The organism is Siphonobacter sp. BAB-5385 (assembly GCF_002261125.1).
Taxonomy (GTDB): Bacteria; Bacteroidota; Bacteroidia; order Cytophagales; family Spirosomataceae; genus Siphonobacter.
The window spans coordinates 1-19306 of the sequence record NZ_NMPS01000079.1 but is presented as its reverse complement, the minus strand read 5'-3'; the positions used below and the strand labels follow the sequence as shown (position 1 = coordinate 19306).

The window sequence follows — 19306 nt, the reverse complement described above, 5'->3', positions numbered from 1 at the left end:
TTTGAAGACGGGTTCACAAAAAGCCTACCCGTGACGACGCGTAGGCTTTTTCGTTGGCATATACCTTTCTTACTTTTTGACTATACCGCCCAGTTGTTTCTTGATCCAGTCAACATCTGATTTTAGCGAGGCAGTTTCCTGTTGCAAACTGGCGTTTTCCTGCTGCAAGGCCTGGTTCATCGTCTCCAGTCTTTCGATTTTAGCCAGCAGTGCCTGAATGGCAATCAGGTTTACGCCATCGAAATCCGCCTGATTAATCGATTTATCTTCGCCAATGGTTCCTAACTCATCCTTACCGAGGCCGCAAAAAAGTCCTGAGCCATCGGACCGTAGTGTCGGTATTGTTTGGAATCCTGCCCTTTGTAATTCCAGGACCCCAGCCGTAACTGGCGAATTTTATCCAGAAAGGCGGCTCCGTTCACGGGGCGAAAATGCTCTTTTCGGGTCGAGTCAGAAATGGTCTGCCAGGCATTACCACCCGGAAGAACCTGTACGCCCACGGCCTGGGCCTGGGGTCCTCCGGAAGTGAACAAATGATAACCGCCCGAAAATCGCATGGTCATTTGATTCATGGCGGTACTGTACACGCTATCGGCCTCGTACAGATATGCACCATCGCCAATCACGCAGGAGCCCTGCTTATTGGCTCGGGCATTGCTACCCAGGGCCAGGCTATAGTTCGCAATCACTCGGTTTTGTAAGCCAATGGCTACCGCGTAGGCTCCCCGAGCCTGACTATTACCGATAGCGATGGAGCCCATACCCGCTACCGAACTGCCGGTACCAATGGCTACGGCATTGTCATTACCGGCGATTGCACTGAAGCCAATCGCGAAGGATTGCGTACCCGAAGCAGAAGCATTTTCGCCAATGGCTACACTGGAGCTGCCGATAGCCAGTGTGTTTTTACCTACTGAAAACGAATTGACGCCCACATTGGCGTCGTTCCATTGCGGTCCGCTGATGGATCCGGCTCGAAAGGCACCCTTGTTCGCATACCAGATGAGTTTGGTACCCGCCCCCAGGGTATCCTCGCCAAAGAGTACCGTTTTGCCAGCGGGTACGTTCAGGAATGCTTTTGGAGTACCCGTACCGATACCCACTTGAGCAAGGGCAGAAAAAGAACAGGCGATCAGTCCAACGGTGTAAAAAAGAGGTTTCATAGTAATGAGCAGATGAGAGGAGAAATGGGTAAGCGATTTTTCGAATATACCATGAAAATCTTTTGATTAACAGGATGTTACCCAGGAATTTTAACTATTTCTCAGGAGGTGGGTGAAGCAGCGTTCTTACGCTGCATACGGGGAAGTCCCGGTTTCGGGGAAGTCTGATCACGCTGGAACGCAATCAGAAACGAAACGTGATTAAAAGCATGCTTCATCTGGCGTTCCTTGTCTGGTTATAAGCCCTTGATCACACCATGCTCCAGTACTAAAACCGTTTGTGCCTCCCTTGTCTATCCATCTTTCATTGGCGTTGATAGGCTGCTTGTGCTGTCTTTTCTTTTAGCAGACGTGAACAACCCACTCGCGTCGCTAGCAAAAAGAGCTATCGACCTATGTTCAGACCAATAAGCAGATGTCCGTACAGATAAACACGTGGCGGGAATAAAACTTATTGTTTGACCGAAGCCGCATCAGTGATCAGGTCCCGCGAATCTATCCCTAACAGACGATCAAACCCGGCGTATACCTGCTACGGATCGAAGGCATTACGCACAAATGGATGATTCAGTAAAACGGATCAATCCGGAAGAAGGGCAGTATTCTACGCAGAGCATGGTCGTTTTTTATCCGCTTTCGTCGATTTGTTTTCAGCCTAAGGGTTACGTTCTTGGCCTTTACACGTATCTTGAGCAGGAATGCTCTAAACGCTTAATCATTTTATGTTTCCAGCCATGAAAAAATCAGGTCTTCTTCGATCCTTCATTCTAGTGAGTGGATGGTGTTCGGTATTGTTCTTTTCGTGTTCCAAATCATCGAACGTTGAACCGGAGGAAGTGATTCCAGCCACGTTTGCACTCAAGGACGTTCGCTACTTTAAACCGGCTTCGGGTGGATTCGATACGGTAGCCGTGAAACTGAAAGGCCTAACGGTTTCGAACCCAGGAGAACAGGTGTCTACGCAAACAGTCACGACTACATTTGACGAGCTGGTTAAAACGTCAACCTTTGAAGTCACGCCCCCCAATGCATTACCGAAGGAGGTAAAGCTGAGTGAATTTTCCGTTCGGGTGCCGGAACGGTGGTACTCCGACAATTCGTACGGATTATTTTCTGAAACATTTCCCCTGAGTAACCGGGAGCAGCAAAAACCGTATGGATCGTATCAGAAAGAAACCCTGAACATTGCGATTCCGCCTAAGTCTACCATCGTGGTTGATCGTCAGATCGAAGCGTATCACCTGAGCTGTTCTTTTAGTGCCGTTCTGGAAAATGAAACAACGGGAGAACGTTACCCGGTAAGTGGTACGTGGAAAGGTATTTCTCACTACAATCAGGCTTCCGTTAAACTCACGCAACATGCTTTGAGTACTGTAAAATAGGGCTGACTTTCCGGGTGTGAATCCGTGAAGATGTACCGCATTGATCCGCTCAAACGCAAAAAAAGAGGCTTTCTCAGCATGAGTTGAGATAGCCTCTTTTACTTGTTTAAAGCAAGTTGAAGGATAACGGATGATTGGATAGAAGATACAGCTTGTAGGGCTCGTGAACGACCTTCTTGCAGAACTCCGTCAGTTGTTTTGTTCAAATCCCCCGAATGACCAATCCAACTGACGGAGGAGGCTCTAAACCGCCGATAAAGAGCCTCAACCTGCTTGAAGAAATAAAGGTTGTCTGACGAACCTTCATTAAACGAGACTTTACAAAAGTAGAGTAGATTTTAAGAAGAAAATCAGGCCTAATCTGTCCATAAAATAACCCCTAGAATTCAGGTGTATCTCCCTGAAAAATAAGTACTTATAGGATTCTGTTGTTAAAAATCAGATCTTCAGGATGATCCGGATACTTTCTTTTACTTACTCAAAAGATGAAAGTGTATCGGCGTGTTTCTTGGCCCGTCATCTCATAAGGCGAGCAGTAGGACTGGCAGAAGTTAAAACAGCTTGATGAACCTCTACAAATGGAAAAGAAGTTCGTATCGATTACCTGCCTGCTTCGTACACGATACTGCTAGGAGCTATGTATAAATCAAGGTATTGATCATACCTGATCAGTAATAAGCATTCGGATTACATTGATAAGCCAATTTATCAGTCAATGTTTAAGGATAGACAGCTGAAATAGAGCTGGTAAAGAACGGAAGAGAACAAGTAGCGTACAATGTCTTTAAAAAATTCAAATCTAATAGGTAACGATGTGTCTTCAATAACTAGTAAGCCCTATTTTTTACTGCCCATGCAAATGAAAAAATCCTATTGATACTTGCCCTGAGTATGTTAGTGGTCAGTTGCCAGAAAGCTAACGATTCTCTTAAACCGGATGTCGAAACGGTATCCAGTAAGAACAGAAAACGGATAGAGTCCATTATTAAAAACGCTACTAGCTTAACGATTTACATCAGGAAATTTCATGATGGATCTGAACTAGCGAGACTCCAGATTCAGGACGGAAAAACCGATATGTTTGCGGATAGCAATTTTATCAAGATTAAGGATAACTATTATAACCTGGATATGCTCGTTAGCTTCGAATATAATCCTGGTTATAATTCACTCGATTTATATTTCGGATAGTCGATTTACAAAACTTTCCTACGGTTCACAAACGACAGAGCCTACGCTTCTTCAGGCGTAGGCTCTGTCGTAAAGATCGGTAGTATTTGCTAAGGTAACGCCTTTTTAGATACATAAATGACGCCGCGTTGTCCATTACAAAAATGAAAGTCACGAAGGCCCCCGCAAACAGCCGCTGAACCAGCGACATAAAGTCTGCCGCGGGAATCCATGGTAATCGATTTTATCTGGTGCTCCTGAGGCAGCGGAATCTTTTTGCCAGTAGATGTCTGTAAACCAACCGTTTGTAAATAATAATTGGTACTACCGCCATTAATAGGCGTCCGAAGTTCATCCACGCTGTATACGACTCCATTGCTGGCGTGTAGCTTATTGAGCGGGGTATAGTGTTTGGTCAACGAAAAACCGTTGTACGCCTGCCAGGTTATGCCCTGATCTAAACTATAATACCGCGGAGCGTTGGCATAAATGGTCCCATCTTTCTGAATACCTGAAGTAGCAGTCAATGCAAATAAAGTATCTGTAGTAGCCAGAAAGCCCGTAAGCCCAACCATAACCGGGTAAGGCGAAGAAGTCCAGGTTTTTCCCTGATCTTTCGTGTGATAGATTTTGAAATTTGAAATCATGATCAGCGTGCTGTCTATCGTACCATAAACGGCCTGAACATCGCTGTTTTCCGGGGAGGTAAGCCTGATCCAGTCACTGTTTTCAACAGGACCGTTTACTGCATCTCGGGAACAGGCCGTAACTAAAGCTAATAGTAAAATAACGAGGCAGAAATGTTTCATACTAGATTCGGATGTATTGCTTTAAAATGGAAAATTAATAGTTAATGCCGCAGTAAACAACGAATCGTTCGTTAAAAGAAGTTAAGCAGGATTTGAATCATATAACGTATCTGAATAGGATCAGTTTTTTGAAAATTAATATTTTACTATTGAAAAGTAGGCTACGGATCAGGTAGTGAAAATAGTCTTATGGTGATAATTGGTATTTATGTAAATAGCTTTATTGTAAGTAGTTAAATGCAGGCAATTAGGTTGTGAAAAAAAGGTATAAATTAAAATGCTTAGGCGTGACTGGAAATGAGTAATAGTCTGGTTAATGGATGACTGTATTACGTTTGCAATTCAAGCAGGCCCCTGCATACTATTTTAAAATTTTTAACGCTATCGATTACGACTTTTGCTACATTACGACTTAGCTCTTGCAAAAAAGAACCGCTTACAGAACCTCCGTATCAGGGCTATCAAACGGTTATTTAGGCTATCCTTCCCGGGCTGTAGATGATTTAGCGGGCTGGGTGAATGAATAACTGCTGATTAAGAAAGCGTACACCCTATTCTACATGAAGCAGACAGGCATTGCCCGCTGGGCAGGCTGGCAGTTGCACGCGAGTGACCTGGGTGACCTGGTACATACGGATGATTTTCGGCAAGAGCCGGTGCTGGCTACAAACGTGGTTCGGGTAAAGCCGAAAGACTAGGCCGGTTCAGGTTTTGAACGTAATGGTAACGTAGGTGCTGGAGCCAGCCATCCCATCCATCCTTTCCTGGGATAACACCTGGCCGTGATGCTGGGTGTTTGATGTTTTGGGGTGTTTCCATCAAAAAGAGGGATGGAATGGACTGTCGAACAGGAAATTATCCTCTTGCTGCAACGTTGTCAGGCTTTTTGATAATCCCATGAACCATTCCGACTAACGAAGGGCGTTCGGAATATCTATATTTTGTAGGAGAACAAAGGTACCCTTGTCAGTCCGCTGACCAACGGGATTCTGCTAATGAAACAAACTACGGGATTCTGCTAATGAAACAAACTATTGACGTTCAGGTCTCTTCTCACGACAGATAGGCCCCAGCTTGAGGGATGATTCATTAGGCTGATCAATCATGGATACTGGTTTGATTCAAGGCAGCGTATAGTTATCTCAGTCAGTGCATCTGAAAGCGAACAGACCCTGACGGCTAAAGATGAGCTAAATCAAGTAACTGCGTAATTTTTCGATTTCATTTCTGATGATACCTTTGCGGTTCACCTATGTAATGGTGTGGGTTAATTCAAAGAAACCCGTCTGGTATTGCCGGGCGGGTTTTTACTGGTTTCCCTTGGCGAGGGTAGGTTTGGTCTCTTTCCGTAGTTTTTTAAAGTGGTACAACAATTTTTGCCGGAATTCAACCACCTACTAATTCAATTGCACATGAATACCTCGGATCTATCCCATGAAAGGGGATCCCATAGTCCCATCGCAGCGATCGAATACCAGGCCTTGATTGAATCGTTCGCTCAGGCTTTCTGGGAAACCGATGCCGAAGGTAAGATCATCAAAGATTCGCCTAGTTGGCGGGCTTATACGGGTCAAACCCTCGACGAATGGCTGGCGGGGGGCTGGGTAAGTGCGGTACATCCGGAGGATCAACCGTTTGCCGCCAGTCAGTGGAAACAGGCAATGGAGCTTCAGAAACCAATGAATGCTGAATTTCGATTGAAAAGTCCCGATGGTACCTGGCGTTGGACGAACCTGCGGGCAATGGCCATTCACGATCAGACGGGAGCAATCATCAAATGGGTGGGCATCAACCTGGATATTACGAATCTGAAACGGACCGAACAAGCCCTACGCACTAGCGAAGCCAAACAGCGGATCGTGCTGGAAAGTGCCAAAGACTATGCCTTTATTACCCTGGATCTAAACCGACGCGTAACGAGCTGGAGTAGTGGAGCCCAGGCTATTTTAGGCTATGAAGAAGAAGAAATTACAGGCCAGTTGGGCGACGTCTTTTTTGTACCCGAAGATCGGGCGATGGGAGCTCCTGAACGCGAAGCCGAAAAAGCCATTCGCGAAGGGCGAGCCGAAAATGAACGCTGGCATATACGGAAAGATGGGACCCGGTTTTACGGGTCGGGCATGACCACTCCCTTACGCAATGAACAGGGCGTGCTTTTTGGCCTGACGAAAGTGATGCGGGATTTGACCGCTCAGAAACAGAATGAAGATGCCCTGCGGGAAGCTCATGAGCGAATGATCGACATTCTGGAAAGTACCAGTGATGCCTTTTATGCCCTCGATGTCCATTTTCAGTTCACGTACGTAAACAAAAAAGCGGCTCAGCTCTGGGGTCGTGATCGCCACGCACTTATGGGTAAACATTACTGGACGGAGTTCCCGAATGCGGTGGCCAGTGAGGCGTATGAGAAACACTACGAGGTTTTTGAAAAACGGCAGCTGATTCAGTTTGAAACCGTTTCACCCATCATCGGCCGCTGGATTGATGTCAATATTTACCCAGGTAAAGATGGAGGGCTATCGGTGTTCTTTCGCGACATTACTTCCCGTAAAGAAGCAGAGGCAAGACAGGCTTTTCTACTGAAGCTCGGCGATGCCCTTCGGCCTTTGGTAGATCCAGGGGCTATCCAGGCTACGGCTACCCGCCTTCTGGGCGAACAGCTGGGGACCGATCGCGTGTATTACGCGGAAATCGGGGCGAACGCATTTGTGATCGTGAGAGACTGGCACCGGGCTGGTTCCACGAATTGGGTGAGGTACGATCCCTGGGACTACTGGCCGATGCCCGGGCTGCAGGAGGGTCAAACCTGGGTGATGAACGATACCGCTTCTGATCCGGTCCTGCTCGATGAACAGCGATCCGCCTATCTGGACTATGGGATTGGAGCCGCTGTCGTTGTACCCCTTTTGAAGCAGCAGCGGCTGGCGGCGGCGTTCGTAACCAGCCAGCGGACCGCCAGACCCTGGACTCCGGCAGAAGTTAGCCTGGTGAAAGATACGGCTGAACGTACCTGGGCGGCGGTGGAACGGGCCCAAACCGAAGTAATGCTCCATCGGAATCAGGTTCATTTGCAGTCGATCTTTCAGACGGCTCAGGTGGGTATTTCGGAGATCTCGCTCGACGGCCGTTTTCTACGCGTGAATGATAAACTATGCCAGCTTCTGGAACGCGAACCGAACCAGCTGATCGGGCTAAGCATTCTGGATATAACCTTCGCCGACGATATACCTTCCAGTCGTCAGGCCCTGCGAAAACTCATCACGACGGGTGAAGTAGTATCCCTGGACAAACGGTATCTTAAACCGGATGGAACCGGCCTGTGGGCGAATAGTTCCATCTCTTTACTTCGACAGAATACCAGCAGCCAGGTCCCTACCATTCTGGCCATCACTGTTGATTTAACCCAGCGTAAAGAAGCAGAAGAAGCGTTGCGGAAGCAGGAATTACGTACTCGTCTGGCCATCGAAGCTGCAGAATTGGGCACTTGGGAATGGGACCTGGAGCGAGATTTGATTCATGGCAATGAACAGCACTTTCAGCTCCTGGGTTTAACGGTATCTACCGTACCCGAACCGGTGGAGACTTTTGTTAAACACATTCATCCCGAAGATCTGGGCCGGATACAAAGCCGACTAAAACAGACCGTTCAGGAGCGAGTTCCCTACGATGAGCAGTTCCGGATCATACGCCAAAATGGACAGGTTCGATGGATGAGTGGTTATGGGAAAGTGACCGCAGAACATGATGGTCAGGCAATCCAGGTGAGTGGCGTAATGTTTGATATTACTGACCGCAAAGAAGCCGAGCAGGCCCTTCGGGAAAGTGAGGCTCAGTTAATGGCCATGTTCGAAAGCCTGCCGGTAGGGGTAGGCGTTATCGATGTTAGGGGAAAACTCGTACTGGCTAACCAGGCCATGCCGTACTATCTCCCCACGGGTATCATTCCTTCGCGTGACCGGCTCCAGGTTAATCGCTGGCAGGCTTATGAGGCCGACGGAAACCTGGTGAGTGCGGAGAATTTTCCGGCGGCCCGGGCCCTTCAGGGGGAGCGGGTGGTTCCTGGTATTGAGATCTTATACACGCCTGAGGAAGGAAATCCCGTCTGGACGCGGGTCGCTGCGGTAGCAATTCGGGACGAAAAAGGTTCGGTGAAAGGCGTAGTAACGGTGGTCACAGATATTAATGAATCAAAACTCACCCAGCAGGCCCTTCAGGAAGCGGACCGTCGAAAGGATGAATTTCTGGCCATGCTGGCTCATGAACTGCGTAATCCAATGTCTACGCTTAGTAATGGTCTGCAAATTCTGTCGCTAACGGCCGCAACCAATCCCCAGGCTAGCACGGTGGTGCAGAGGATGATTACCCAGACCGATCATCTGGTACGGATGGTCGAAGATCTGCTGGATGTCAGCCGGATCAGTCGGGGAAAAATTGTACTGCGAAAAGAGCCAGTGAACCTGGTGGAGGTGATTCGACAAGCCACCGAATCCTCACGCTCTCTGTTTGTCAATAAGCAACAGACTCTGGAGGTGAGCTTACCGCCGGTTTCTATCCAATTGAATGGAGATGCGACGCGACTGGTACAGGTAGGTATCAATTTACTGACCAATGCCTCCCGCTATACGGGGCCTCAGGGAACCATTCAGTTGAGTCTGGAGCAGCGGGGGACCGAAGCCATTCTACAGGTACGGGACAATGGCATTGGCCTGGCAGCGGATCAGCTTACGGTCATTTTCGATTTATTCGTTCAGGTAGATAATTCACTCGCCCGGTCGCAGGGTGGCCTGGGATTGGGGCTGACCCTGGTGAAGCAGATCGTGGACTTACACGGCGGTCATGTAATTGCTGAAAGTGAGGGCTTAGGCCAGGGCAGTACGTTTACAGTTTACCTGCCCACGCCTGAGCGTGCTGCTAGTTCGGAAGAAAATCGGATCGACTTCTCAAATTCAGCTCATCTGCCTCGCTTATTACTCGTGGATGACAACCCCGACGTAACCTTTACGCTGGGAATGCTGCTGGAACTGAAAGGTTACACGGTGGATGTGAGAAATGAGGGCAGGGCAGGAATCCAGGCCGCCCAGGAATTAAAACCTGACGTCATTTTACTGGACATCGGAATGCCTGATCTGGATGGATATGAGACCTGTCGGCAGATTCGCCAGCAAGCCTGGGGAAAGAATATGTATATCATTGCGGTCTCCGGTTACGGACAAAAAGAAGACCTGCAAAAAGGCAAGGAAGCGGGCTTTAACCAGCACCTCACCAAACCAGTAGAACTGAACGTACTCATTCAAATGCTGAATAGTCGATAGGGATGAGGTAAAGCGATTGGAATAAAATCAAGTTTTAGACAAGACTGTTCTACGCATAGCCTCGTTACTCAGCTAGCGAGTACTCAGCCCAATTTTAAAAATACTCCTACGTATAACGAGTTCAGGGGAAATCTCTTTCTTGGAATTGAAAACACCTTACTATGGTGGTGGTAAGTAATCTTTAACGTTATTAATTGTTTTCAATGGGAGAATGACGCCTTTCTGACTTTCAAAGTGAATCGAACGTTTGATTACTCTAAATGACGTACGGGACTGAACATCCTGTAATAGAAAGGAAAGAGAGTCGACCGGAGGGAGCGACTTTTCAGATACCTAAAAGGCTTTTCTTTGACCTTTTGGGCTAGTCAGGAGTAGCTGATAACAATCCAGATCAGGCGTTGAGGAGCGAAAGCTTTTCGGAAAGGATGAAGAAAATAGGACTCTGGCTTGCCGATGCAGAATCTGTAAGGATTCGTCAGAGAGGTGTCCCTGAAAATATTCCCACTCACGTCTGGCTCGAATTGCCAGCCAGGCTTCACCATCTTTGGCAATTTTTAACGAGTAGCTGCGACGTGGCTGCCAAGCATAACTGTACGAATAGTCGAGGGTGTCGAAAACGGGCTGGATGGGCTTTTGCGAAGGCGTTGTACAGGCCGTCAGTAGACAGGCGATGGGGAGTAGTCTTTTCATAAATAAAGCCCTTAAGATATAAATGAAAAAGTGTCCGCCATCAACGGCAGGTTTTTCTTTCCGTACTTGAAAATTACATCAACTCTCGCTCCAGCCACTGGCAATGTAAAGCTGAACGACCAGCCAGCCTAGTCCCGCCAGTAAGGATACAATCGCCATCCAGCGTCTACCAGGAAAGCGGGTTTTCATCCACAGCAATATCGCACCGTATACCATTAAACCTATACTACCACAGGCCAGGGCATAGAGGCTTAACCAGGAGGCAATATGGACGCCCAAACACACGGTTACCACAGGGAACAACAAGGCCAGCAGGAGCAGGCCATAGGACAGCGTAAGCTTCATCGGTTTAGAGGTGTCATTGGGCTTTGGTATCTCTTTACTCAAAAGTCTTGCCAGCGGTATGAAGCGGGGCCTAAAGTACGCCGCACGTATCCATCCATTGGGGTGGTTCTGCCGAAAATACGCGTGATTCACAAAGGGTATTGAAGCATGGTGTAAAGACTACTGTTTGATTGTTACGCCTGCGTAAGCGGGCCCGTTTGCCTGAATTCATTACGTTGGTTACCTTGTCATCGCGTTCATTTCTAAAAGAAATAGCAGGGTTGACGCGACCACAGGCTCATCCGATGAAAAATCTAACCAAAGAACAGGTTCAGGCCTATTTTCTACTAGCCTGCCGGGTATTATTAGCCTGGACGCTGGCCAGCTATGGCTGGAGTAAATTAACGGGTAATCAATTTGGTGTTAGTGAGAAAACGCTGCAGACGCCTTTGAAAGACGTTGATCTTTTCAGGTTATCCTGGTATTTGGCAGATCATGAGCCCTTCAGGAGCTTTATCGGATATTCCCAAATAAGTACCGCTGCTTTACTCCTTTATAATCGAACCGTTATTCTGGGCTGTTTTATGTCCATACCAATCTGGTTAAATATCCTGGTGTGGGACTGGACTTTTATGGAGGGAATGGCCTGGGCTTTCACGTTTCGGCTTACCTTTTACCTGTTCATTACTTTCCTGATCGTTTACCAGCAAAAAGAGTTCGTATTCCCGGCATTGGTCAAAATTACGCAGGTCAAACCCCTGACTTCATCCTATCCCTACTGGCTCTACCTGACCCTCCCCGTGGCTGCTTTGGGAGTAGAGTTAGTAGGAGCCATTCCTACGTTACTCTTCAATCTGATCCGAATGAGCAGGGTCTGAACGTGCCATTGGAGATCCTTCATACAAAAGTGAAATCACCTAATCAACACACCGCATATGTTTCTTAAATGGGTAAAACTAGTGCCGATTGTCAGTAGAGGGGCGATCAGTACGAGCTTCATGTTTCGGTATCTGGATGTTACTTCGGTAGCCTTTAGCGTGGCCCTTAATTTTTTTCTGATGTTCTGGGTCACCCTGTTTGAATCCCAATGGAAGCCCGGTTTACAATCAGCTTACTTCAATCCCTATCCTTTCGAAAAGCAGGGCAAGGTGTATCGCTGGCTGGGCGTAGAGGGGTACCAGGCAATTTTGACCAAAAGCGGATGGGAGAAGCTGAGACAGCAACAAACACCCATTAAAAAGGATTTACAGGCGTTTTTAGCCTACGAACGAGCCTCCCGAGTGGCCGAAGCAAGTCATGTAGTGATGGCAGGTATTATCTTACTCATTACCGGCTATGTGGTGGCGGTCTATTCTATTCGGGATGCCTTGTGGCTGATCGTATTTAACCTCTTTTTTAACATTTATCCCATCTTATTACAACGCTACACGCGGCCAAGGTTACAACGAATGATCAGGAAATTTAAAGTAGCAGAGCCAGACAGAATCTACAGTTAATAAAAATAAATATAGTAACCTGTTAACTGGTTTTTTTAAATAGGCAAAAGCTGCGGTTTGTGGTGAAAATCAGTTCATTGATCGAAAGTAAAAGGCTTAGGTAGGCTCTCTGCCGTAGGTTTGTATCACTGAATCGGTCAGAAAAGTGGCGGCTTTGAAGACAGGTTCATGCAAAGCCTGTACGTGACGACGGATAGGCTTTTTTTGATCGTAACTTAAAACAATAGGTTCTTAAATAAAGTCAATACTTATTCATGATGTCTGCAAATAAGTTTATCAATACTAAACTTATTTGCAGACGTTAGACAACGTTCAGGAGGAATTCAAAAGCTCGACAGTAGTCGGGCTTCTTTTGTTTTTACTGATGTGTTGTAAAAATTTGCTTTAATACTACTTTGAAATCATATCTACACTTAATATATCGTAAATTTTAAGTAATTTCCCACCCGTTTTATCACCTAGTTTAAAATCCATTGTGAAAAAGTATCTATTAGCCGGACTCCTCGTCGGGCTGTTCTGGTCGTGTGAGACAAAAAAAACCGAATCTTCGGTGTCCGCATCGAAACTAGCAAGCCCGACTGCCGCCGAGGCCACCGGAGCTCCCATTTCAGCTAAACAAGCCTGGGAGGAAATTAGCCTGTTGAGTGCAACACTTCAAAAAGAAATCAGGGGTGAAAAAGCCTATCGTCTTCTCAATGAAACGAGTGGAGATACGAGCGTTTTTCATAAACGATTCAAAGTAAATCTGGCGGAGCTTCGCGGTTTCTACAAAGGACAACGGAATCTGGTCGTCTACCCCGTATTCACTTCACTGGAATCACCCCTGGAATTTATCTTTGGTACTACGGGGGAAGCGGATACGCTTAATGCCAACTACTTCGGTAAAGTGACGGCTGATGAGGCCAGCCTTTACAAAGAGAATTTCCGCTATCAACTCATCAGTACGGGCGTCGAGAAATTACTTCTGCCTCCCGATTTTTACCGCAATTACTTTTATTGTAGTATCCCGACACCCATTGCTGGTTTAGAAGAGTGGCTGAAAAGTCTTTTTGGTACAGGCCCTTATCCGGAATTCATCTATTTGTCGCCCGCCATGCGAAAAACGGATGCGGGTGAGGCTCATCTGACAATCATTTATTCGGTCCACAGTTCTAAATCAAGCAATACAGAAAAATCTTCTTCGGATGAATACTATAACTTGGGTAAACTTTGTCCACCACCTAACACGTGCCAATAATTGATCCGATGGCTTTTGATTTAACCATGCTTCCGTGGCTCATATTTATGATCACAGCCATTATCGCAGGTATCTTCCGCTTTAAAAGTTTACCACCTAGTCTTCGTTACTTTTGGTTGGTAGTGCTGCAATCTTTTATCACTGAAATGATCGCCAGCTATGCTCGTATTAGGTATCATAATAACATAGTGGTCTATACAACCTATGTACCTATAAACTTTACCTTAACGACACTGGGATTCTATCAGGAGCTTCGTAGCCGGTGGTTGTTACGAGTTCTGGTAGCCTTCTGGGTTTTTTATTTTGTCAATATGGTTTTCTGGCAGCCCCTTACAACCATCTTTGCAAGCAATGCTTGGATGACTTCCATGGTGTTCACGAGTATGTGGTCACTTTGGTATTTTTACCGCATTTTACAACTGCCGGCAACTCGTTCCGTGTTTAACTATTCTTTATTTTGGATTTGCTGTGGTCATCTGCTTTATATAGCAACCTGTCTACCTCAAAATGCATTGCATAATGCCATGGGTAATGACCTGCGGGCACACTACTGGTTTCAAATCATTCGGGATGTGGCCAATGTGTTTTTGTATGTCTGTTTCGCCATCACTTTTCTACGCAAGCAGGAAAAGCCTGAGCTCAACCCTGGGATATGACCTTTTCACTGGGCTTTCTGATTACTACCGTTGTGGTTTCAGTCCTGCTGGTCATTCTGGCAGGCTTTATCATTTTCATGACCATCCGCCATCAACAACGGTATCGGCAGCATCAGGAGCAGCAGCAGTCACTGAAGGAGGCTTTCAATCGGGAGTTACTGGAATCCCAGATCGAGATCCAGAATTCTACCCTGCAGCACATCAGTGAAGAGTTACACGATAACATTGGCCAGTTATTAACCGTCGTTCGACTGGGCCTGTACACCTTACGGAATAAAACATCGGATGTTACCCTTAAGCAGGAGGTCAATGAGGTAAATGACCTCCTGCAGGTAGCCGTACAGGCCGTTCGGGACGTTACCAAAACCTTGAATAGCGAGGCGATCGAATCGTTTGGCCTTTACGAAAGTGTGGTGTTTGAAACGGACCGCATTCGGAAAGCGAGTCAAAAGGCCATCGAAGTAAAGCTGGATGGCACCCCTTATGCCTTGCCCGACCGGCAGGATTTGATGCTATTTCGTATGGTGCAGGAGATTCTCTCTAATGCCCTTAAACACGCCAGAGCCAGTCAGATTGAAGTTCACTTTTCGTATCGGCCCCATACCCTGGCTATTCGTATTGCGGATAATGGAGAAGGCTTTCTGCTTCATCAGCCCGCCTCCCTGTCCACTAGCGGACTCGGATTAAAAAACCTACATCGACGCGTTGATTTGCTCAAAGGCAATCTGAATATCGACAGCAAACCCCAGCAGGGCACACGGGTTACCATTGACGTACCTATCTCGGCTTAAAGGCAAAGAAATGAATGCCGGGCAGGAACGTTCCGATTTAGCTTTAGATGTCTACGAACGGATGAAGGTTATCTGTTTTTTTCTGGGCTTTCTTCTGCTCGCCTGTCAGCCTAACGAGCATCGCTACTATTGGCAAAGCATCAGGATTCGTGGAGCGGCACAATTCGACACTACTCATACGACTATTGTAAAGACGGCTCTTAGAAAGGGCTACACCATAGCTTACCAAACCTCCTTCGATACGATCGAATACATCCGGGACACGGTTGCTAATCGGCTTCTTTTTCGGAAGCATTCTTATGCTGCTTTCGATACCTTGTGGCACCTGGAAAGTCAGTCATATTTGGTAAAGGGGAGGAGCTATCCGGTAGAGCGGTTCAGGTTACCCACGGCCAGTAGCGACAGCGGAGCGAATTTCTACTGGTGCGACGAGTTGGGGATGTTTTTTCGGAGAGCAAGTTTCTGGCCTGAATATGCCATACTTCAATCTTCCGATGAGGATTTAAACCAACGGATCTGGCTACTGGTAAAAGCTTCGTATTTAGCAATCAAAAAGCAGCTGTACTCGAACGTTGAAATGATGGGAAGTGAGCCACTCGTTTCGGGCAGGGAGCCTGTCATTGACAGTCGTTATTAGGTGCAATCACACACTGGCCCACGCAAAACACAGTCAATTAACTACTGTTTACCATACCCGTAGAAGCTCTTTTTGCGAGATGCCAGAAATTAACTATCTTGTGACAAGGGGTAGGCAATCCCTGGAGCCTGATCGTTCGTATTCCGTACAAGACGACTGATAGGCTGTATACCCATTCGTTACAAAAACCTATCTAACTGTTTCCCTTAACCCAACCAGTCCTATGTTATCAAGTAAAGATTATGCGACCATGACACGCGAAGAATTAGTGTCGGAAGAAAAGAAAATAAACTCAAAAAAGATCACAACGGCTGTGTACATCGGTGTACTTATCGGTATTGCGGTGTACGCTGCTATAAATAAGGGTTTTCTTTTACCGGTGATTTTAATAGTTATTTCTTTTCTGATTGGGTACAGGAATTCTGAAGAAATAAAAAATCTTCAGGCGGAAATAAACCGCAGAAACACGGTTCTTTAAAAGATGAGGATGCACGTATTTTCATCTGGCTCTTTCTTGAATGGCCCTTTACACAAAGGTATTTTCTGAGTAAAATAGAAGGGGTTCAACGGGCGGCAGTAGTAAGGAAAGGTGCTTCAGGGGTGACAAAAAAGGTTAACTAGTGCAAAATGCTGAAGTTAAAGGGCTGGATAAACGCAGGCAAGCTATTCCTCTAATAGCCTATCAGCGGAGGAAGGGTTATCAAGCTGATCACTAAGATTTTACTTCGGCGATCTGCTTCAGAATTAAGTTACGCTTCTTTAGGAACTTGGCCATGTAGGCTTTCAGGATAAGTTTGTTAAAAAGTGCCCCTAGTGGTCCGAACGGAACCTCATACACAAACTCATCGATCATCAAGGTCTTTGCCTGGTAGCTTACAAAGGAATGCTTGTGAAGCATCGACTTGAAGGCTCCCTGAATCATTTGGTCACTAAAGAAATGGGGAGGGTTCACTTCAAGCATTCGAATAGTCAGTCGCTGCCTGATGCCAAAGTGAATGGCTTCCCAGATCACCTCTTCTCCCTTCTCAAGTAAACCACTGGTTCGCCCTGCCACGGCTCGTTCGCTGGTTTGTTCAGCCGATAGTACATGAGCATCGACACTTCTGGCCAGATCAAAGCAGCTCTCAATAGGAGCATCAATCAGTGTTTCTAGTTTAATCGTAGTCACGGTAGAGGGTGATTGTATTTTTCCGAAGTTGCGGAAAAATAGCTAGAGATAATAGACTGATTTACAAGGGCGTTAAAAATCCTACATCCTACTAGAAGAGCATCCGGTACTATTGCTTCTCCTCAGAAGCAGGCTTTTTCCTTCCATACGTCACGACAACAGCGATCGCACAAGCGACTCCTACGTGGCTATAGTCAGGCTGATAGAGTGCCATCGCTTCTTGAAAGGATAAGCCTTTAATCACCCGGTAAAGAACTTCGATTGTGAAAACGCAGGCGAACATTCCTACCAGGGTAACCAGGAAGGTTATGATAAACTCTTTGTAGGCGTGCATAGGTAGACGGTTAAGGTAGACGTTGGCTTGTCTAAGATCGTACTACTATGGCCAGTTATGAACGGAATTCGGATGAACGGCTTTGCAACCTATGCGTAGCATTCAGGGTCTATGCACTACGAATAAAATCTACACCTATGAAATACCCTATACTGATCGTACCCCTGCTGGTTTTAGCCCTTTTATCCTGCTCAAAAGACGACGCTGCCGTTCGTACGAAGAGTGCCTGTGTAGCGGTTCACTATACTATGGAGTACTGCCCCGTTAAAGCTTCCTTAGTGACCTTTCTGGAACCACGCACAGACCTTCCTCTTCCGGTGTACGCAAGTACGATCTATACCTCTCAGGCAGCGGTACTGAATCTCCCAGACGAATTCAAGAAAAGAGACACGGTTTTCTATCTAACCTTTCATTACGATGAAAGCCGAGAGAACAAGGAAAAGGCGGGTATATCCAATGTAATCTGCCCAGCCATTATAGGACCTAGTCCACTCATTGTTGGTGAATCGGCCTCCTGGCAGCCCTGTCCATAAACGGCTACCCGAGTGTTGTATACCTTCGAGCGTGAAAGAGTACCTGTCAAACCCTCCCCGGTTGCTTAATGCGTCTGACCCACCCCCGGGGTGTTCCTGTAGGAACTTTCAAAACTAGTGATTAGGTTTAGCCGTCTCCAAACCTGATCTATGAAACGAACGGCTATCTGTTTCTTTTTAGGACTTCTCTTGCTGGGCTGTCAGTCAAAGCAGGATCATTACTACTGGCAAAAGCTTAAACTTGCCAGCGGCATAGATAAAAATGTTCTAAACATCAGACGTGAAAAAGAGCTTTCCCCAATGGTTATACACTGGAATATATCACTGCATTTGAGCGTGAGTATTACCTGAGAGATACCCTAATGAACCGATTGATCTGGAGCCGTGGTAACGAGAAGAGTGTTGATTTGGATACCTTGATCCACTTAGAAACAAAGGTATTTTACCTACAAGGGCAGCCTTATCGGATCGAACATTTCAAATCGCAAATGAGAGCCATTGATGAAGGAATTGATTTTTACTGGAATGATGAATTAGGGCTACTAGCGAAACGGGCCACGTATTGGCCAATTTACAGCATACTTCAATCGCAGGATCAGTATCAAAATAAGAAGATTTGGGCCTTGGTGAAAGCAGCTTACCCGGCTATAAAAGAATATATATACATGAGAGGAATGCTTACGCCAGAGCTAAAGCCTGGGGTTGAGCATATCATTGATGAGAGCTACTGGATAGACTAGACTAGACATTATGCAGTGTACTATATAGCTAACCCAAATCCAGTAACCGCAATTGCCTGATAATCAACGATGTGATTTTTCCTCCGGGCGGGGCTTTGACGTGCTTCATCATGACGAGCCTCCACAGTGGAGTTATATAGCTAAGCCATAAAAGTTGGTGATAAGCAAGGCATCATGTATTATGCAACAGATAACCGATAACCTTTGCAATGAAACGCTTTGTGTTCCTATCAACTCTGATCATAGGTCTTGCTGTCTTCTTAGCCTGTGAGTCCAATCCCTTAAACAGTCGGCTCGTTATCTGGTATGAAAATGGCAGCCCTAAAATCACTCGGACGGACTTCGAAGTCTACTTGGACGGGCAGTTGCTTTTGAAAGATACCTTGACCTATACAGGCATCGCAGACTATTGGGATACGCATGAATGTCACTTAAGAAAAGGCTTTCATCGATTGCAGTTTAAGAGTATTCAAAATGGCGTTTCCTTGGACACAACCTTCATGGCCAGTGACACGGTGCAGCATGTGTTCGTGAGTTTTAGTTTTGATTCAATTTCTGAAGAAACAAAGGCTCTTTTACGTAAAAGCTTCACTCCGGAAGAAGTGATTAACGAAATGGATCGACCGAAAAGTTTTGCCTTTTATATGGTGAAGCGAGATCACATGTCTGTGCCTTGATTGGCCATTCGCTTCGCTCACTAGCAGAGGACTCGTTAGAGGTGATTAGGATTAACCTTTTATCTGACGCCAGTACGATGTTTAAAATGCCCCATCTTATACCTCTACCTGGAATGCACAGATACCTTATCCCATTGAATGAACCCAACTAATAGAAAGGCTTGCTTCGATCTAAGCAAACAAACCA

The 19306-nt window shown here is 46.3% G+C and carries 21 protein-coding genes; 15 read left to right on the top strand and 6 right to left on the bottom strand.

Going from position 1 to position 19306, the window contains the following annotated elements:
• Positions 1 to 141: 141 nt before the first annotated feature.
• Positions 142 to 285 (top strand): hypothetical protein, encoded by a 144-nt coding sequence (locus BWI93_RS27715; protein ID WP_176454162.1) that lies wholly within the window; start codon positions 142 to 144, stop codon positions 283 to 285.
• Here the strand turns inward: BWI93_RS27715 and BWI93_RS07715 are convergent.
• Positions 282 to 1163 carry a tail fiber domain-containing protein gene (locus tag BWI93_RS07715; protein ID WP_094809899.1) on the bottom strand — a complete coding sequence of 294 codons (882 nt, stop codon included), beginning with the start codon at positions 1161 to 1163 and terminating at the stop codon, positions 282 to 284. The two genes, BWI93_RS27715 and BWI93_RS07715, sit on opposite strands and share 4 nt — an antisense overlap.
• Before the next feature lie 836 nt (positions 1164 to 1999).
• On the opposite strand from BWI93_RS07715, the gene BWI93_RS07710 reads away from it, so the two are divergent.
• Positions 2000 to 2545, top strand: a complete 546-nt coding sequence (locus BWI93_RS07710; RefSeq protein WP_146010849.1) for a hypothetical protein — start codon at positions 2000 to 2002, stop codon at positions 2543 to 2545.
• Between the two features lie 1280 nt (positions 2546 to 3825).
• On the opposite strand, the gene BWI93_RS07700 is transcribed toward BWI93_RS07710, so the two are convergent.
• Positions 3826 to 4524, bottom strand: coding sequence for a hypothetical protein (locus tag BWI93_RS07700; protein ID WP_094809891.1), 699 nt, complete (start codon positions 4522 to 4524; stop codon positions 3826 to 3828).
• A gap of 560 nt (positions 4525 to 5084) precedes the next feature.
• On the opposite strand from BWI93_RS07700, the gene BWI93_RS27710 reads away from it, so the two are divergent.
• Positions 5085 to 5222 (top strand): hypothetical protein, encoded by a 138-nt coding sequence (locus BWI93_RS27710; protein WP_176454161.1) that lies wholly within the window; start codon positions 5085 to 5087, stop codon positions 5220 to 5222.
• Positions 5223 to 5936: 714 nt separating this feature from the next.
• Entirely contained in the window at positions 5937 to 9836 is a 3900-nt protein-coding gene (locus tag BWI93_RS07695; protein WP_094809889.1) for a PAS domain S-box protein, read from the top strand.
• A 333-nt stretch (positions 9837 to 10169) separates the two neighbouring features.
• Here the strand turns inward: BWI93_RS07695 and BWI93_RS07690 are convergent, their stop codons facing one another.
• Positions 10170 to 10526 carry a hypothetical protein gene (locus tag BWI93_RS07690; protein WP_094809887.1) on the bottom strand — a complete coding sequence of 119 codons (357 nt, stop codon included), beginning with the start codon at positions 10524 to 10526 and terminating at the stop codon, positions 10170 to 10172.
• Positions 10527 to 10604: 78 nt separating this feature from the next.
• A complete protein-coding gene (locus BWI93_RS07685; protein ID WP_094809885.1) occupies positions 10605 to 10871 on the bottom strand; it encodes a hypothetical protein in 267 nt (88 codons plus the stop codon).
• A gap of 284 nt (positions 10872 to 11155) precedes the next feature.
• On the opposite strand from BWI93_RS07685, the gene BWI93_RS07680 reads away from it, so the two are divergent.
• The 7 genes from BWI93_RS07680 to BWI93_RS07645 all read left to right on the top strand — a co-directional run bounded on the left by BWI93_RS07680 (position 11156) and on the right by BWI93_RS07645 (position 16145).
• Complete coding sequence (locus BWI93_RS07680; RefSeq protein ID WP_094809883.1) at positions 11156 to 11728, top strand: hypothetical protein; 573 nt, start codon at positions 11156 to 11158, stop codon at positions 11726 to 11728.
• A gap of 57 nt (positions 11729 to 11785) precedes the next feature.
• The gene (locus tag BWI93_RS07675; protein WP_094809880.1) at positions 11786 to 12346 is read left to right on the top strand and encodes a hypothetical protein; all 561 of its coding nucleotides are present in this window, start codon (positions 11786 to 11788) and stop codon (positions 12344 to 12346) included.
• A gap of 550 nt (positions 12347 to 12896) precedes the next feature.
• Positions 12897 to 13583, top strand: a complete 687-nt coding sequence (locus BWI93_RS07665; RefSeq protein WP_141217390.1) for a hypothetical protein — start codon at positions 12897 to 12899, stop codon at positions 13581 to 13583.
• An 8-nt stretch (positions 13584 to 13591) separates the two neighbouring features.
• Complete coding sequence (locus BWI93_RS07660; RefSeq protein WP_094809864.1) at positions 13592 to 14239, top strand: hypothetical protein; 648 nt, start codon at positions 13592 to 13594, stop codon at positions 14237 to 14239.
• Positions 14236 to 15030, top strand: a complete 795-nt coding sequence (locus tag BWI93_RS07655) for a sensor histidine kinase (RefSeq protein ID WP_094809862.1) — start codon at positions 14236 to 14238, stop codon at positions 15028 to 15030. The genes BWI93_RS07660 and BWI93_RS07655 overlap by 4 nt, the downstream gene beginning before the upstream one ends.
• A complete protein-coding gene (locus BWI93_RS07650; RefSeq protein ID WP_141217389.1) occupies positions 15008 to 15667 on the top strand; it encodes a hypothetical protein in 660 nt (219 codons plus the stop codon). The genes BWI93_RS07655 and BWI93_RS07650 overlap by 23 nt, the downstream gene beginning before the upstream one ends.
• A gap of 223 nt (positions 15668 to 15890) precedes the next feature.
• Complete coding sequence (locus BWI93_RS07645) at positions 15891 to 16145, top strand: hypothetical protein (RefSeq protein WP_094809858.1); 255 nt, start codon at positions 15891 to 15893, stop codon at positions 16143 to 16145.
• A gap of 234 nt (positions 16146 to 16379) precedes the next feature.
• On the opposite strand, the gene BWI93_RS07640 is transcribed toward BWI93_RS07645, so the two are convergent.
• Together BWI93_RS07640 and BWI93_RS07635 are read right to left on the bottom strand one after the other, a co-directional pair.
• Complete coding sequence (locus BWI93_RS07640) at positions 16380 to 16835, bottom strand: SRPBCC family protein (RefSeq protein ID WP_094809856.1); 456 nt, start codon at positions 16833 to 16835, stop codon at positions 16380 to 16382.
• Between the two features lie 109 nt (positions 16836 to 16944).
• Complete coding sequence (locus tag BWI93_RS07635) at positions 16945 to 17169, bottom strand: hypothetical protein (RefSeq protein ID WP_094809854.1); 225 nt, start codon at positions 17167 to 17169, stop codon at positions 16945 to 16947.
• A gap of 137 nt (positions 17170 to 17306) precedes the next feature.
• Here BWI93_RS07635 and BWI93_RS07630 point away from each other — a divergent pair, with 137 nt between their 5' ends.
• The 4 genes from BWI93_RS07630 (at position 17307) to BWI93_RS07615 (ending at position 19119) form a co-directional block, all read left to right on the top strand.
• Positions 17307 to 17702: a hypothetical protein gene (locus BWI93_RS07630; RefSeq protein WP_094809852.1), complete on the top strand. Its 396-nt coding sequence runs from the start codon at positions 17307 to 17309 to the stop codon at positions 17700 to 17702.
• A 150-nt stretch (positions 17703 to 17852) separates the two neighbouring features.
• Positions 17853 to 18053 (top strand): hypothetical protein, encoded by a 201-nt coding sequence (locus tag BWI93_RS07625; protein WP_094809850.1) that lies wholly within the window; start codon positions 17853 to 17855, stop codon positions 18051 to 18053.
• Positions 18054 to 18064: 11 nt separating this feature from the next.
• Complete coding sequence (locus BWI93_RS07620; protein WP_141217388.1) at positions 18065 to 18442, top strand: hypothetical protein; 378 nt, start codon at positions 18065 to 18067, stop codon at positions 18440 to 18442.
• 209 nt (positions 18443 to 18651) lie between these two features.
• Complete coding sequence (locus BWI93_RS07615) at positions 18652 to 19119, top strand: hypothetical protein (protein ID WP_094809846.1); 468 nt, start codon at positions 18652 to 18654, stop codon at positions 19117 to 19119.
• The last annotated feature ends 187 nt before the right edge of the window (positions 19120 to 19306 follow it).

What these genes read in the sequence shown, in the direction of transcription:
- BWI93_RS07715 (WP_094809899.1), bottom strand. Translation starts at nt 1,163, where the DNA reads ATGAAACCTCTTTTTTACACCGTTGGACTGATCGCCTGTTCTTTTTCT.
- BWI93_RS07700 (WP_094809891.1), bottom strand. Translation starts at nt 4,524, where the DNA reads ATGAAACATTTCTGCCTCGTTATTTTACTATTAGCTTTAGTTACGGCC.
- BWI93_RS27710 (WP_176454161.1), top strand. Translation starts at nt 5,085, where the DNA reads ATGAAGCAGACAGGCATTGCCCGCTGGGCAGGCTGGCAGTTGCACGCG.
- BWI93_RS07695 (WP_094809889.1), top strand. Translation starts at nt 5,937, where the DNA reads ATGAATACCTCGGATCTATCCCATGAAAGGGGATCCCATAGTCCCATC.
- BWI93_RS07690 (WP_094809887.1), bottom strand. Translation starts at nt 10,526, where the DNA reads ATGAAAAGACTACTCCCCATCGCCTGTCTACTGACGGCCTGTACAACG.
- BWI93_RS07685 (WP_094809885.1), bottom strand. Translation starts at nt 10,871, where the DNA reads ATGAAGCTTACGCTGTCCTATGGCCTGCTCCTGCTGGCCTTGTTGTTC.
- BWI93_RS07680 (WP_094809883.1), top strand. Translation starts at nt 11,156, where the DNA reads ATGAAAAATCTAACCAAAGAACAGGTTCAGGCCTATTTTCTACTAGCC.
- BWI93_RS07675 (WP_094809880.1), top strand. Translation starts at nt 11,786, where the DNA reads ATGTTTCTTAAATGGGTAAAACTAGTGCCGATTGTCAGTAGAGGGGCG.
- BWI93_RS07660 (WP_094809864.1), top strand. Translation starts at nt 13,592, where the DNA reads ATGGCTTTTGATTTAACCATGCTTCCGTGGCTCATATTTATGATCACA.
- BWI93_RS07655 (WP_094809862.1), top strand. Translation starts at nt 14,236, where the DNA reads ATGACCTTTTCACTGGGCTTTCTGATTACTACCGTTGTGGTTTCAGTC.
- BWI93_RS07645 (WP_094809858.1), top strand. Translation starts at nt 15,891, where the DNA reads ATGTTATCAAGTAAAGATTATGCGACCATGACACGCGAAGAATTAGTG.
- BWI93_RS07635 (WP_094809854.1), bottom strand. Translation starts at nt 17,169, where the DNA reads ATGCACGCCTACAAAGAGTTTATCATAACCTTCCTGGTTACCCTGGTA.
- BWI93_RS07630 (WP_094809852.1), top strand. Translation starts at nt 17,307, where the DNA reads ATGAAATACCCTATACTGATCGTACCCCTGCTGGTTTTAGCCCTTTTA.
- BWI93_RS07625 (WP_094809850.1), top strand. Translation starts at nt 17,853, where the DNA reads ATGAAACGAACGGCTATCTGTTTCTTTTTAGGACTTCTCTTGCTGGGC.
- BWI93_RS07620 (WP_141217388.1), top strand. Translation starts at nt 18,065, where the DNA reads ATGAACCGATTGATCTGGAGCCGTGGTAACGAGAAGAGTGTTGATTTG.
- BWI93_RS07615 (WP_094809846.1), top strand. Translation starts at nt 18,652, where the DNA reads ATGAAACGCTTTGTGTTCCTATCAACTCTGATCATAGGTCTTGCTGTC.